This window comes from Epilithonimonas sp. 33E (assembly GCF_059372615.1).
Window position 1 is genome coordinate 3,487,662 of the sequence record NZ_CM182009.1, and the last position, 13,173, is coordinate 3,500,834.

The following is a 13,173-nucleotide window of genomic DNA, read 5'->3' on the forward strand; positions in this document are numbered from 1 at the left end:
TGCAGGGATTATTTTTGTAAATGCAATATTTGAACTAATGATCTGGCTGGATCCTGATGACATATCTTTTCCCGACCCGGAACTGTATGACCCTGAAAATGGTTTGGTTGCTATAGGCGGTGATCTGAAGCCGAAACGGCTTTGGTTTGCTTATCAATTAGGATTATTTCCTTGGTATAACGAAGATGAGGACATACTCTGGTGGTGTCCCGATCCAAGATTTGTTCTATATCCGGATGCAATCAAAATTTCAAAATCGATGAGAAAAATTCTTAGAGATAATGTTTTTGAGTTTACGGAAAATGAATGTTTCGAAGAGGTGATGCGAAACTGCAAAACTTCAGAACGAAAAGGACAAGACGGAACCTGGATCAATGAAGAACTTATTAAATCATTTGTTACGCTTCATCAATTTGGAAAAGCAAAAAGTTTTGAGGTTTGGCAAAATGGAGAATTGGTGGGAGGTTTTTATGGAGTACAAGTCGGGAATGTTTTCTGTGGCGAAAGTATGTTCTCCAAAATTTCCAATGCTTCGAAAGCGGGATTTATCCATTTCACAACCAAATATCAAAATCAATGGGAATTGATCGATTGCCAAATCCATTCCGAACATCTGGAAAGCCTTGGTGCGAAAATGATTCCAAAACAAGACTATCTCAAACTCTTAAAACAACAAAAGCCTTGAATACTGAAAAACAAAAATGGATTCTATTAATAGCATTATCTGTCATTTGGGGATCATCATTTATACTGATAAAAAAATCACTTGAACATTTCAACCCTTTTGAGGTTGGCGCATTACGTGTTTTGATTTCCGGAATCGTTCTAATGCCTTATGCAATTTCTAAAATCAGGCAATTCCCGAAACAACATCTTAAATGGCTGATTGTTGCCGCACTTTCCGGAAACTTCATCCCGATGTTTTTATTTCCGCTGGCCGAAACAGAAATCAGCAGCAGCATTGCCGGCATTATCAATTCTATGATGCCTATTTTTGTGATTATTGTGGGTTCCCTTATCTGGAAATTCTCAACAACGAGAAAACAACTTATCGGTGTGATGATAAGCTTTGTCGGTGCATGCATCCTGGCTCTCGGAAGCGGTGAAAGCGGTGAGATCAAAATCTACCCCATCTTGTTACTGATTTTGGCAGTTTTGTTATATGCAATCAGCACAACGACAGTAAAATCAAAATTACAGGAAGTTCCTGCAACGATAATGTCTGCATTTGTATTTTCATTCGTGTTGTTTCTCCCATCGTTACTCGCGTTGGTATTTTCAGGATTTTTCAAACATTTTGAAATGAACCAGGACAGTCTTACAGGATTAGGATTTGTGGCGATGTTATCCGTTTTCGGGACTGGACTGGCAATGATGATGAACTATAAACTTCTGAGTATCTCTACTCCACTTTTCGCTTCTACAGTTACTTTGTTAATGCCAATTGTGGCCGTGATCTGGGGAATTCTTGACGGCGAAACTTTGACGACACTTCAGTCTGTTGGAGCATTGATTATTCTGGCCGGATTGATATTTTTGAGAAGTAAGCCTAAATCAGTTTAAATTAAACTATTCTTCAATAGAATCTTTTGACAAAATATATTTGTTCAGCATATGATCCGTTAACTGATGCAGTTCTGTATTATTATCAGGATTTTTTCCGTCCGCAGTAAAAAACTCAACTTCATTCTGATATTTGGAATACCAAATTCCTTTTATTGATCTAATTGTATCTGGCCGGGTAATTTTTTTGAAATTGGCTACTTTTTTAGGATCAATTGCGACTAAATTATCTTTAGTCTGATTACAATCTTCCGGGATGTATTCTTTTCCATTCCAATACATACACTGCTTTGACAAAGTTTGAAGCAGTCCCAGTCCTTGTCCAACATTTTGTGTTTCCACAAGCTTATCATCAGCTTTATACATTTTGCTTCCAACGACCAGGCTTCCACAAAGGATGATGCCAATTATTCCAAGATTGCTTTGTTTGGTAAGAAACTCTGGAAGTTTAAAAACCGGAGCTGTTGTTATATTCACGACAATCTGAGATAGCTTTTCTACTAAAGATTTTGCTTCGTCATCAAAAGTGACATTAACATTGGTAATTGATGAATCATCATTCAACTTGCTGAAATTATGTGTACTACAAAAAGTTTTATAGTCTTTATAACCGAGAGATTCACTAAACCAGTCCAAGGTAACATCATCTATATCATAATCTTTGTCCTTTTCTACCAAAGAAGTATAGAATCTAACAAACGTTCTTTCATCCTTTGAAAATCCAAATCTTTTTTCAAATTCCAAACTTAGATAAGACGCGACTGAACTTTTGCTTCCTCTCGGAAGCATTTTTTTTGTCTCATCAAAAACAGTTTTGACTAAAATTTTCTTCTTTTCATACATATAATTTATTTGAAGAATTAAATCGTTGTCCAAATTAGACAAATGCCTGTCCTAAAAATTACGGATTCCCATAAAACATATCATTTTTACGTCCTTCTCATGTCCATCGCCTGTCTGGGATCGGACAATCACTTTAACTGAAATTTGTAATCAGAAATCAGTGATAAACAAAACCTTACGAAAACAAAGTTACAAAACTGGTTTCAAAAAACAACCTGATAAGACGGAGGAAGATCTCTGGCTTGGGAAGCAGATATTTCTCTTCCGTTTTTGAAGGTTACTTCCCAAAAATTTAAGAAGCGCTTCTTTTTTCAACAATGTGTAAACATGCTTGCGGCCTGTGTCGCAGGGAAGAACACGAATGTCAATTTTTAAATTTTTAAAACAATGTTAAACTTACTTTTAATATTATTGGGATTAATTTCAAATCCTTCAAGTTCAAATACTTCTAACTGTGGAAATGATGACGGCACAACAATCACCGTTGCACAGCCAAATCCTGCACCGCCAACTGGTGGAGAAGAAGGGCAAACTCCGAGAAAATAATTATTAAAAGCGGTAAATATTTTACCGTTTTTTTATATTTGTTTAAATAAGAATTTTAACAAATGATACAATTACTTTTAATTTTATTAGGATTAGTTTCAAATCCTTCAGATGTAACAGCTAAAAGCAACAACGGAAACACAATAATTCAAACTCAACAAACAACGGCTTTAGATACAGGTGGAGAAGATGGACATCCAATACCACCAAGAATTATTGGCGGATAATAAATTTATTACATGGCGAAAGAAAGTTCTTTCGCTATTTTTTTTAAATTTGATAAAAACTAAACATATTGAAATTTCTTTATTTCTTATTAATCTTTTACATCATAAGTTGCTCTGAGAAATCGACTATTGAAGAAAAAACAACTAATAACTATTATGAAAAAGCTTGGAAATATCTTGACAAAGGAGAAAGCTTAAATGCCTTTATATATTTTGAAAAGGCAAAAGAAGTTTTTTCAAGAAATAGGGATAGTCTTGGTATTGGAAAATGCTTAATGAATATGGGAATTATTTCTACAGATAAGGGTGATTATTTTGGCGGACAAGAAATATCTATTGAAGCAATAAAATATTTTAATGAATCTAATCCTGAAAATTTTGACTACATCAATGCAAATTATAATAATTTAGGAATAGCTACCAGCAAATTACAAAACTATACTGGAGCAATAGAATTTTATAGAAAAGCCATAAAATTTACAAACGATTTTTCGAACAGTAGTATATATATAAACAATCTTGCAAATTCATATAGAAAAGAAAAAGAATACGAAAAAGCAATTTATTTTTTTGAAAAATTAATTAAAGATAAAAAAATCAATAGCTTAATTAAAATAAAATCAAAAGTGATTGATAATCTAGCCTTCACAAAATGGTTGCAGAATATCAACTATAATCCAATTCCAGAGTTCCATAAAGCATTAAAAATCAGACTAAAAGAAAAAGATAATTGGGGTTTAAATTCAAGTTTTGCTCACCTTTCAGATTATTACAAAAAAACACGGCCTGATTCTGCATTATTCTACGCCAGAAAGATGTATGATATTGCAAAAAATATAGATAGTCCTGACGATCAGATAGAAGCTCTTGAGAAATTAATTTCTCTGGAAAATCCTCAGAATTCAAAACAATATTTTCAAGTTTATCAATCACTCAATGATAGCCTTCAAACAGCAAGAAATAAAGCAAAAAACCAGTTTGCGCTCATCCGTTATGAAACCGAAAAGAATAAGGCAGACTTTCTAAAAGCAAAAGCAGAAAGCACGCAAAAACAAAATCAAATTATAAAACAATATGTTGTAATTGCAATTATAATCTTATCATTAGTATTATTAATTATAACATTTAGAAAACGACAAAAAAGGCTTCAACAAGAAAAATTATTAGAAGTAAAAAATACAGAACTGAAAATCTCTAAAAAAGTTCACGATAAAGTCGCCAACAGGATATATCAACTGATGTCACAAGTTGAAAACAAAGATCTGATAGACAAAGATGCGCTTCTATTTGGTTTGGAAAACGCTTATGAAACTTCCAGAGATATTTCTTATGACAACAAAGATATTAATGAAAACCAGAGTTTTTCCGAGCAGCTTCATAAGATGCTGGATTCTTATTCTTCTGATTCTGTAAAAGTTGTCTTTATTGGAAACAACGAAAAATTGTGGGAAGGCATCAACTTTCAAAACAAAACTGAGGTCTATTTGGTTTTACAGGAACTGATGACGAATATGAAAAAACATAGTCAGGCCAATATCGTTTCTATTAAATTTTCCAGAGAGAATCCAGTCATAAATATCTCATACACAGACAACGGAATAGGAATCAAGAAATTTTCTCCAAAAAATGGCTTGCAAAATATGGAAAACCGTATTAATGCGATCAATGGAACAATTATTTTTGACACAGAAAACAATAATCTATTGAAAATCAACATTACATTTCCTGTCTAAAATAATACATATGTTAAAAAAAATTTTAATTGCCGAAGATTACGAAAGCTCCAATATCTCTGTTCAAAAAGCTTTGGAAGATCTCAAAATTCCAGACCCAAAATATGTCAATTATTGCGATGATGCGCTCAGCAGAATCAAAATGAGTCTGCAAGAAAATAATCCTTTTGAACTCCTGATCACAGACCTCTCCTTTGACGAAGATCATAGAGAGCAGAATATCAAAAATGGTCAGCAATTGATCTCTGCTGCAAAAGAACTTCAGCCAAATCTGAAAGTAATTGTTTTTTCTGTTGAAAAAAAAGAAGTGATCATCGAGAAACTTTTCAAAGAACAAAAAATCAACGGCTATGTAAAAAAAGGTCGCGAAGATGTGAAAGATCTGAAAAAAGCGATAAAAGCCGTTTTTAACGGTGAAAAATACCTTTCTTATGAATTAAAAGGTAAAAGCGAAGAAAGAAATTCTTTCGAATTTTCAGAATATGACACATTGCTCGTTTCTCTTTTGGCTAAAGGAATTCTCCTGAAAAACATTCCTGATTATTTAAAAGAAAATCAAATTAAGCCTGCCAGTATGAGCGCAGTTGAAAAGCGGCTAAAAGAAATAAAAGAATCTCTGAACATCAACAGTAATGAACAATTGATCGCGTTCTGTAAAGACTTTGGAATTATATAAAATATTCAACAATAAACAGATTATGTTAAAACTTTCGAAACTTTTCGAAAGTTTTTTGTTTTACGGAAATCCGTAAAAACAAGCTTCTAGTCTCCTATATTTTTGTACTTATAATAACGAAAACTCATATAATGGCTAGAATCCTTTTTCAAAATGAATCCTTAAATATTCAATCCGAAAGCAAAGAAACTTCACCTAAAGTTCTCAGCGATCGCGAAATTCTCAAAAAACGTTCTGAAGGATATTTAAAACTTATCAAAGGACTTGATGCTGAACTTTTAGCAGAAACAAGAGGTAAGGAAGAATTGATGGCAAAAATCTATGATGAATTCGGAACGGCTGAGTTGGCAAATCTTCCGTTGGGAATTTTAGCGAAATGCTATTTAGGCCATCCTCACGAAGTTCACACCTTAGATTTAAGCGGCGGACAAATCATTCAGCATTACAAGATAGGAGAACCACTCCCCGATCATTTTGAAAAAGCCAGGACACTCGCCAAACACAATGCTTATGCTTTTGTAGAAGTATTCAAAGATAAACTGATTCTCATCCGCGAGGACGGAACAGCAACAAAATTATAACTCTGAAAACTTAAATAAAATGTCACAAAAAGTAATTTCATACGCGGATCTTTCATACATAAATAGTGCTTTACGATCTATCAAAGCAGATATGAGTGCAGTAAATGTAGAATTGGGAGGTCTTAATACCAAACACGATCATCTTAAAAATGAGTTATTACAATTGGCCAATTCGTTTTCTGATTTTGTAGAATCAGATATCAAACACAAGGCTTTACAGCTTGCCGAAACCCGACAGGGAAATCTAAAGCAGGATCTCCAGATAAAATTCGGATATTATGCAGAGGTTCGCAGAATGGCAACAGGAATTCTTCAGGGAGTAGATACAGGTATCATCAGTGATGATACTTTGCGACACACCACCGAAGAAGTTATGATAAAAGCTCCTAATTATTGGCTGGCTCCATCTTTAGTTGTTTTAGCTTCATGGATTCGTGATGATAAGGACACAACAAAAAAAGCACTTACCGAAAGTTTAAAAAGAGACGATTACAAAACGACTCTTTTCTTCATGCTTGTCATGCGAAGATTGGGAAGAAATGATGCATGTTTACAATGGATGCACAGATATTTTCTTCATCAAAATCCTCATAATCTGGATCGGGAATTTATTGTTATTCTTGAAGCCATCACAACAGGAGTTTTTCAGCCTGCCTCTCATCAATTGATGATCACTAATGTAAAAACCTGGATTGATCAGCTTACACAAACAGATAATTATATTGATAAACAAAAAGCACAGTGGGCAGAATTCTTTAAAACAAAAGGTTCATTATCCGATAAAAAATATCCTTTGCTGGAAGAATTTGCGACCAATTGGGATTCTTTAAAATCTTCCGTAACACAGGCAAGATCTCATCATGCATTAGACAATCATTTTAAAAGTATTTTTGAAACTACGACAGATTATTCCAAATCAATAAAAATCCAGCTCGATGAAATTCTTTCTTTGCTCGTAACCAATTTTGATGATGAGGAACTTCCGTTGCAAAATGAAGTAAGATTAAATCAATTAATCATTCAAAAAGACGGGGATAAAAAAGCAGCGCAAGCCTTAATAGACAATGAAAAGCATATTTTTGATGAGAAAGTGGATTTCCTTCAAATGTTGACCAATGCCGCTTTCGATCCGGAATTATCTGGCGCCACAAAAGTTACACAGGCTCTTGCTGTTTCGATCAGCCAGCCTTGGATCTTAGAAGCTCATGATACCTTTACGGCTGATTACAGAAATAAGGTTGAAGAAAAAGTTGAATTAATTATTGATGGATTCAAAACCTCGACAACAGACGGGACTGATGAAACAGAACAACTCCAAAAGCATGATAAATATTGGGCTGATTTTTTAGAAAATGAATTAAAAAAACTCTCTTCTCCAAAAACCGGAATTATTATCGGGGTTTTAATTGCTTTATTAGCTTTAGTAATTTTCGGATTTATCGGGATCATCGGTGCTTTGATTGGTGGAATAATTATTTACAGTTCAATTAACAATCATAAAAAAGCAAAGAAAAAAACTATAGAAATCGTCACCGAAAGAAAAGCAAAATCTAAGGAAGTTTTACGCGGCTGCATCGTTGAAACTGTTGATTATCGAAAAGAATTTGCAGCAGAAGATGCCAAAGCGGAAGTTTTAAGACAAACTTTAACATCCATAACTCCTGAAGATTTTTCAAGCAGTTCCAGAGAGACAAGATCTATTTTACAACCTTCTTAAAACCAAAACAATGAAAGATATTAAAAATAACTCTGAAACAAATAAAAATTCTAAACAGCAACAAACACCAAGACCCAATTTGTTTCAAGGCAGAACGGAAGGCGAAAAACAAAATGCAAAATTTTCAGACTGGGATATTTTGCCTCCTCATCAATTTATTAATCCAAGAATAAAATCAGGAGCATGAAAAAAACTGTGACTTACGCAGATTGGTGTAATTTATTTGAACGTTTTGGTAACGGAGACGATACTGTTTTTGATGAAATGAATGCAGGAAGCTTTGACTTGGATGCAGGAACCGCCGAACGTTTTTATAATCAAGCCGAAGAAGCTTATAAAACAAGGAAAAAACTGTGGTTGGAAAAATTTCAAAGATCTTTTGAAACACAGAATATAAAATCTACCGACGAATTCGGAATGCTTCTTTTAATGGGTAAAAAAAATCTTATTCCTCTCTCAAAATTTTCACAAGCAAAAGGACTTCCGGAAGATTTAAAAACAGTTTTCAAAAAAGATTTGGAAGAATTTGTTGGGGAAATTAAAAAGTCTTTAAAGGAAAATCTGCCCAAAACAGGAAACGACAAAGAAAAAATGATACTTATCATCAATTCGTTTCGTCTTCCTGAGAATGTTGAAGCAAATCCTGTTCAAAATGATTCAAAAAATATCGAATCTAGTCCATTAAGAAGAAAAATTATCTTTTAACCATGTCAAATAAAATTGAATTTAAGAATTCTCTGCTGCGAATGTTTCGGGCCAGAATTCCCTTCATCTCGATAAGAAGTATTGAACGAGCCAGAGTTTTGGAAATCATTCAGGAATTGGCCGAAGAAATCAACATTCCGATGTATGTTCATAGTCTTTCTCACGGGATGATGGATATCAAAACCAGAAAAACCGTCAACGATGATCGTTCTGTTGTCGGGGGAATTGATTTTGCCGTTCAGAATATCTCGCAAAGACAAAATCTCACCTTTATTTTTACTGAAGTCAGCGATATTGAAGATGATAATATTGTTTCAAGACATATTTACGACTGTGTAGTTCAGGCTATCGAAAGAGGTGGAAGCATCTGTATTATTTCCACAAAAAGTGTTTGGTCTCAGCTTCAGCGTCTGGGAATGACCCTCACTCTGGATCCTCCAAATGAAGAAGAAATGCTGGAAATAGTTAAAGATTGTGTTCTTCCTTATCAACATTCTTTTCCGATCGAGTGGGACGAAAAAGATTTTAAAATGGCGGCAACAATTTTAGCCAATATGACAAAAATTGAAGCTGAAAATGTATTGGCAACGCAAATGGCAAAAGGCTCTTTAACCCAGGAAGACATCAAACTTCTTACGCAGGAAAAAGACAAATTATTTAGTGATATTTCCGGATTAGAAAAAGTAAAAATCGATCCGAATATGCTTTCTGTAGGAGGGTTAAGTGGTCTTCAGCAATGGCTTCACAGCCAAAGACAGCTTTTAACAGCCGATTTAAAAGCAAGAAAACTTCGTCCGCCAAGAGGTGTTTTGTTAGTCGGTGTTCCCGGTTGCGGAAAATCTTTATCTGCAAAATTTATCGCTGCAACCTGGAATCTTCCCTTATACAGATTAGATTTCGCTGCTATTCAGGGAATGTATGTTGGCCAGTCTGAAAACAGATTAAAAGAAGCATTCGAATCTGCAGATAATGCCTCGCCTTGTATTTTATGGATTGATGAAATTGAAAAAGGTCTTGCAGCCAATTCCAATGATTCTTCGGGAGTTACTACACGAATGATTGGTCAGTTTTTGTTTTGGCTACAGGAAAGTACTGAAAAAGTCTTCGTTGTTGCCACCGCAAATGACGTTACAAAACTTCCTCCGGAATTACTTCGTAAGGGGAGATTTGACGAGTTATTTTTTGTTGATCTCCCTGAAGAACAGGAAAGGCAAGATATTATTAATCTTTACGTTAAAAAAAACCTTTTACCTCCTCCTTCTGTTGAAACTTTCGAAAAATTAGTATCCCTTTCCTCTGGATTTGCGGGTTCTGATCTGGAAGGTGCAGTGAGAGATGTTGCAATTCAGGCTGTCATCAATGGTGATAAATTTATAAATGATGAATTGTATGAAACCTGTTTCCGAAATATTGTTCCGCTAAGTAAAACAAGTCCGGAAAAAATTGAATCTATCAGAAATTGGGGAAAAGAAAGGGCTCTTCCTGCTTCCGGATTATCATGGAGCTCTTCAAATGATCCGATGACAGCGAGACGTTCGATTATTATTTAAATGAATTAAAATTAAACCTTTCAAAAATTGAAAGGTTTTTCGTTTTACGGAAATCCGTAAAAAAAGTATATACAACAGAGGTACTTTTGGATTGTTAAACAAATAAAAACAAACTATTATGGCAGTAAAACACACTCCCACAGAAATTGTTCACAAAGGAACAAAAGGCGGAACCACTGGTTGCGGAACAAACACCAACATTAATCCAAGTCATTGGGTAGATACTACAGCTACAATAACTTGCGATAAAAACGGTTGCAAAAACTAATCTATTTCGGTGATAAAAAATCATCACCGAAATTTTTAAACATCAGAAAATTCTAACATTAAAACTACTATGAAAAAACTACTCTTCACTTTACTGACATTAGGATTATTAATCCCGACAACTTTCAGTGCTTCAACAAAAAATCCTTCACGCTCAGAGTTCTTTGCTAAAAAACAAAAGAAGAAAAAAGCTTCTAAAAAGAGAAAATCAAGAAAATCATATGCAGACAACGGCTGTACTTACAATGGATATCCTTTGATCAAAGGAAAAAGAGGTGGCTGCTATTATTGGGCAGGAAATAGCAAAGAATATGTTGATAGAAGTTATTGCTCTGGATGTAATTGATTTTCAACAAATAAGAAAATAATTATGAGAAAAATAATTTTATTTTTTATAATCTCTTTATCATCTAATTCTTGTTCCGGAAATGGAGATTCAGATAGAGATTTAAATGGAAGATGTACTTATAATGGACACACATTGTATGTAGGGGAAAAAGGTGGTTGTTATTATTTATCCTCTGGTGGAAATAAGGAATATGTTGACAAAAGTTATTGTTCCGGATGTAATTAATGATGGAAACAGCAACTTCTCAAAAAGATTTCAGGCGACTGGAAATGATCTATAAAACATTATTCACATTCTGTGCGCTCTGTTGTTTCATCGCTATTCTTCCGTTACCATTACTGTATTACACATTTCTAAGAATCATTGTTTTCATTTCAGCGGGAATTGTGGTTTACCATTTCGGAAGACAGAAAGAACTGCTTTGGGTCATTGTTTTCGGGATCATCCTGATTTTATTCAATCCGATTGTTCCTGTTCATCTTTATTTTAAAAGTATCTGGATTCCGATTGACATTGTCACAGCAATTTTGTTTCTGCTGTTAGTTATCATCAGACTGAAAAAGAAGGAATTACCTCAGGAAATCATTCCGGAAAAACCTCCTCAACTCAAAACATTCAGCAGAGACAGGATTATTAAAACTTCATCAAAAAATAATATCAATAATGAATGAAACTATAGCAACAACCGAAAATCTTAAAGCACATTTTTTAAGGCTTTATCAAATGGCAATCTGTGATGATAATTTTAGTTCACTGGAACTGAAAGCACTTTACAAATCTGCAGAAGAACGAGGAATCTCTCAGAAAAATCTCGATGAAATTCTTTTAAATCCAACGAATTCAAAATTGACAATCCCCGAAAGCATCGAAGAAAAAATCGATTATCTATATGACCTTACCGTAATGATATGGGCTGACGGAGAAGTTTCTGCCAACGAAAAATCTTCTTTGGAAAAGTACGTCATAATGTTTGGGTTCATGGAAGAAAATGCCCTCCAAATTGTGGATTTTCTTATCAATTCTGTAAAAGAAGGAAAAAGTAAAACTGACATTTTTAACGATTTAAAAAACTAAATTATGACCAGTAATATTAAAAATATTTTCAGGCTAAAACCTGTTTCGGCTGTTAAGGAAGAATCTCCTCTTCAAGTTGTTGACACCGACAACAATGCAGAATCAACAGAGGAAACAAGAAAAAGAACCTACCACGAATCCGGTTATAGAGACAGTTCCCGAAATAATGGAAATCATACTGCTTTATCAATTTGTCTGGACGCAATTTATTCCAAATTTCAAAATGAGGAAAAAGAATTGGCGGACAAACAAAACAAACTGAAAGAGCCTTACATCAACGAGCAGAAAAATAAAGAAACGGAAATCAAAGGCCTTACTGTTTCTCTTGATAACAAGGAAGATCAAATCAAAGAAGTTCAGCAAAATATTGAAACCGTACAGAATAAGATCGAAACGCTGAAATTTGAAATTAATGATATCCCTAGAAATCCGGAAACTTATCACATCAAAGCCAGCAAAGGTGCTTCTACAAAGTTTTGGATTGGACTGTTACTTTTGATTCCAATCAGTTTGTATCTGTTCACATTTTATATTTCGACTTCCTTTTCGGCATTTTTTAAAACATTTGACCCGAATGTCAGCATAATGCAAAGTGTTCTGGATGCACAGGCATTCAACAAAGCCTGGGACGAAGGTCCATTGGAAGGTGCTTTTGTAACATTGATCCCTTTCGTATTTCTGGGTTTAGGTTATCTCATCCACATGTTCGGGGAAAACAAAAACTGGCTCAATTATGTGAAAATGTTTCTGCTCTTTGTGGTAACTTTTGTTTTCGATGCCATTCTTGCTTATGCAATCGAATCCAAAATCTATGAACTTAATAAAACCTTTGATTCTCCGCCTTTTGACTTATCTATTGCTTTTACGAAGAACCAGTTTTGGGGAATTATCTTTGCCGGATTTGTGGTGTATATTATCTGGGGACTCGTTTTCGATTTCATCATGAAAGAACACAAGGAAAAAGATAAAATCAAACACGAACAAATTAAAAAACAAAAAGACATCCTTGTTCATCAGGACCGGATTACCGGATTTGAAAAACAAATGGAAGATATCAAAAACAGTATAGCCAGCATCAAAGAATTGATTATCAAAGCCAGAGGAAGAATCGAAGAGCTTCAGAATATTATCGATGGCGTTATTATTCCTACCAAAGAATACAAATCGTATGCTTCGGAATATGTCCAGGGCTGGATTACCTTCGTCAATGAAAAACTAGCTGTTTCGCATTCCGTAAAGCAAGAAATGATCGAAGAATGTAAAAACCAATACAATTATAATCTGAATAAAGTCGGCGCAAACTCTGACAGTCAAAATTCCGTTTATGTTTCTGTCCTTTAAA

General features: G+C 34.3%; 17 protein-coding genes. 16 read left to right on the forward strand and 1 reads right to left on the reverse strand.

The features are described 5' to 3' along the window. The first annotated feature begins 37 nt into the window (after window positions 1-37). Together aat and AC5P2S_RS16015 are read left to right on the forward strand one after the other, a co-directional pair. Window positions 38-685 (forward strand): leucyl/phenylalanyl-tRNA--protein transferase, encoded by a 648-nt coding sequence (gene aat, locus AC5P2S_RS16010; protein ID WP_494555570.1) that lies wholly within the window; start codon window positions 38-40, stop codon window positions 683-685. After that, window positions 577-1,563: a DMT family transporter gene (locus AC5P2S_RS16015; RefSeq protein WP_494555571.1), complete on the forward strand. Its 987-nt coding sequence runs from the start codon at window positions 577-579 to the stop codon at window positions 1,561-1,563. The genes aat and AC5P2S_RS16015 overlap by 109 nt, the downstream gene beginning before the upstream one ends. Before the next feature lie 6 nt (window positions 1,564-1,569). On the opposite strand, the gene AC5P2S_RS16020 is transcribed toward AC5P2S_RS16015, so the two are convergent. Continuing rightward, on the reverse strand, window positions 1,570-2,406 hold the full coding sequence (locus AC5P2S_RS16020) for a hypothetical protein (protein ID WP_494555572.1): 837 nt from the start codon (window positions 2,404-2,406) through the stop codon (window positions 1,570-1,572). 387 nt (window positions 2,407-2,793) lie between these two features. On the opposite strand from AC5P2S_RS16020, the gene AC5P2S_RS16025 reads away from it, so the two are divergent. The 14 genes from AC5P2S_RS16025 (at window position 2,794) to AC5P2S_RS16090 (ending at window position 13,172) form a co-directional block, all read left to right on the forward strand. After that, complete coding sequence (locus AC5P2S_RS16025) at window positions 2,794-2,952, forward strand: hypothetical protein (protein WP_494555573.1); 159 nt, start codon at window positions 2,794-2,796, stop codon at window positions 2,950-2,952. Window positions 2,953-3,014: 62 nt separating this feature from the next. Beyond that, window positions 3,015-3,179: a hypothetical protein gene (locus tag AC5P2S_RS16030; protein ID WP_494555574.1), complete on the forward strand. Its 165-nt coding sequence runs from the start codon at window positions 3,015-3,017 to the stop codon at window positions 3,177-3,179. A gap of 68 nt (window positions 3,180-3,247) precedes the next feature. Continuing rightward, complete coding sequence (locus AC5P2S_RS16035) at window positions 3,248-4,912, forward strand: tetratricopeptide repeat-containing sensor histidine kinase (RefSeq protein ID WP_494555575.1); 1,665 nt, start codon at window positions 3,248-3,250, stop codon at window positions 4,910-4,912. Window positions 4,913-4,922: 10 nt separating this feature from the next. After that, a complete protein-coding gene (locus tag AC5P2S_RS16040; RefSeq protein ID WP_494555576.1) occupies window positions 4,923-5,588 on the forward strand; it encodes a response regulator in 666 nt (221 codons plus the stop codon). Window positions 5,589-5,719: 131 nt separating this feature from the next. Beyond that, window positions 5,720-6,169 (forward strand): hypothetical protein, encoded by a 450-nt coding sequence (locus tag AC5P2S_RS16045; protein ID WP_494555577.1) that lies wholly within the window; start codon window positions 5,720-5,722, stop codon window positions 6,167-6,169. Between the two features lie 19 nt (window positions 6,170-6,188). Further along, window positions 6,189-7,886, forward strand: a complete 1,698-nt coding sequence (locus AC5P2S_RS16050; RefSeq protein WP_494555578.1) for a hypothetical protein — start codon at window positions 6,189-6,191, stop codon at window positions 7,884-7,886. 10 nt (window positions 7,887-7,896) lie between these two features. Beyond that, the gene (locus tag AC5P2S_RS16055; protein WP_494555579.1) at window positions 7,897-8,073 is read left to right on the forward strand and encodes a hypothetical protein; all 177 of its coding nucleotides are present in this window, start codon (window positions 7,897-7,899) and stop codon (window positions 8,071-8,073) included. Next, window positions 8,070-8,591 (forward strand): hypothetical protein, encoded by a 522-nt coding sequence (locus AC5P2S_RS16060; protein ID WP_494555580.1) that lies wholly within the window; start codon window positions 8,070-8,072, stop codon window positions 8,589-8,591. The genes AC5P2S_RS16055 and AC5P2S_RS16060 overlap by 4 nt, the downstream gene beginning before the upstream one ends. Before the next feature lie 2 nt (window positions 8,592-8,593). Beyond that, window positions 8,594-10,141: an AAA family ATPase gene (locus AC5P2S_RS16065; RefSeq protein WP_494555581.1), complete on the forward strand. Its 1,548-nt coding sequence runs from the start codon at window positions 8,594-8,596 to the stop codon at window positions 10,139-10,141. 118 nt (window positions 10,142-10,259) lie between these two features. Further along, on the forward strand, window positions 10,260-10,409 hold the full coding sequence (locus AC5P2S_RS16070) for a hypothetical protein (RefSeq protein WP_494555582.1): 150 nt from the start codon (window positions 10,260-10,262) through the stop codon (window positions 10,407-10,409). A 69-nt stretch (window positions 10,410-10,478) separates the two neighbouring features. Then, complete coding sequence (locus AC5P2S_RS16075; protein WP_283417864.1) at window positions 10,479-10,754, forward strand: hypothetical protein; 276 nt, start codon at window positions 10,479-10,481, stop codon at window positions 10,752-10,754. 227 nt (window positions 10,755-10,981) lie between these two features. Next, on the forward strand, window positions 10,982-11,428 hold the full coding sequence (locus AC5P2S_RS16080; RefSeq protein ID WP_283417863.1) for a DUF6804 family protein: 447 nt from the start codon (window positions 10,982-10,984) through the stop codon (window positions 11,426-11,428). Further along, complete coding sequence (locus AC5P2S_RS16085; RefSeq protein ID WP_494555583.1) at window positions 11,421-11,831, forward strand: hypothetical protein; 411 nt, start codon at window positions 11,421-11,423, stop codon at window positions 11,829-11,831. Before AC5P2S_RS16080 ends, AC5P2S_RS16085 begins: the two co-directional genes overlap by 8 nt. A gap of 3 nt (window positions 11,832-11,834) precedes the next feature. Further along, window positions 11,835-13,172 (forward strand): beta-carotene 15,15'-monooxygenase, encoded by a 1,338-nt coding sequence (locus AC5P2S_RS16090; protein ID WP_494555584.1) that lies wholly within the window; start codon window positions 11,835-11,837, stop codon window positions 13,170-13,172. The last annotated feature ends 1 nt before the right edge of the window (window position 13,173 follow it).

Bases quoted from the DNA above. Each gene is read 5' to 3' on its own strand.
- aat (WP_494555570.1), top strand. From the start codon at position 38: ATGATCTGGCTGGATCCTGATGACATATCTTTTCCCGACCCGGAACTG.
- AC5P2S_RS16015 (WP_494555571.1), top strand. From the start codon at position 577: ATGGGAATTGATCGATTGCCAAATCCATTCCGAACATCTGGAAAGCCT.
- AC5P2S_RS16020 (WP_494555572.1), bottom strand. From the start codon at position 2,406: ATGTATGAAAAGAAGAAAATTTTAGTCAAAACTGTTTTTGATGAGACA.
- AC5P2S_RS16025 (WP_494555573.1), top strand. From the start codon at position 2,794: ATGTTAAACTTACTTTTAATATTATTGGGATTAATTTCAAATCCTTCA.
- AC5P2S_RS16030 (WP_494555574.1), top strand. From the start codon at position 3,015: ATGATACAATTACTTTTAATTTTATTAGGATTAGTTTCAAATCCTTCA.
- AC5P2S_RS16040 (WP_494555576.1), top strand. From the start codon at position 4,923: ATGTTAAAAAAAATTTTAATTGCCGAAGATTACGAAAGCTCCAATATC.
- AC5P2S_RS16045 (WP_494555577.1), top strand. From the start codon at position 5,720: ATGGCTAGAATCCTTTTTCAAAATGAATCCTTAAATATTCAATCCGAA.
- AC5P2S_RS16050 (WP_494555578.1), top strand. From the start codon at position 6,189: ATGTCACAAAAAGTAATTTCATACGCGGATCTTTCATACATAAATAGT.
- AC5P2S_RS16055 (WP_494555579.1), top strand. From the start codon at position 7,897: ATGAAAGATATTAAAAATAACTCTGAAACAAATAAAAATTCTAAACAG.
- AC5P2S_RS16060 (WP_494555580.1), top strand. From the start codon at position 8,070: ATGAAAAAAACTGTGACTTACGCAGATTGGTGTAATTTATTTGAACGT.
- AC5P2S_RS16065 (WP_494555581.1), top strand. From the start codon at position 8,594: ATGTCAAATAAAATTGAATTTAAGAATTCTCTGCTGCGAATGTTTCGG.
- AC5P2S_RS16070 (WP_494555582.1), top strand. From the start codon at position 10,260: ATGGCAGTAAAACACACTCCCACAGAAATTGTTCACAAAGGAACAAAA.
- AC5P2S_RS16075 (WP_283417864.1), top strand. From the start codon at position 10,479: ATGAAAAAACTACTCTTCACTTTACTGACATTAGGATTATTAATCCCG.
- AC5P2S_RS16080 (WP_283417863.1), top strand. From the start codon at position 10,982: ATGATGGAAACAGCAACTTCTCAAAAAGATTTCAGGCGACTGGAAATG.
- AC5P2S_RS16085 (WP_494555583.1), top strand. From the start codon at position 11,421: ATGAATGAAACTATAGCAACAACCGAAAATCTTAAAGCACATTTTTTA.
- AC5P2S_RS16090 (WP_494555584.1), top strand. From the start codon at position 11,835: ATGACCAGTAATATTAAAAATATTTTCAGGCTAAAACCTGTTTCGGCT.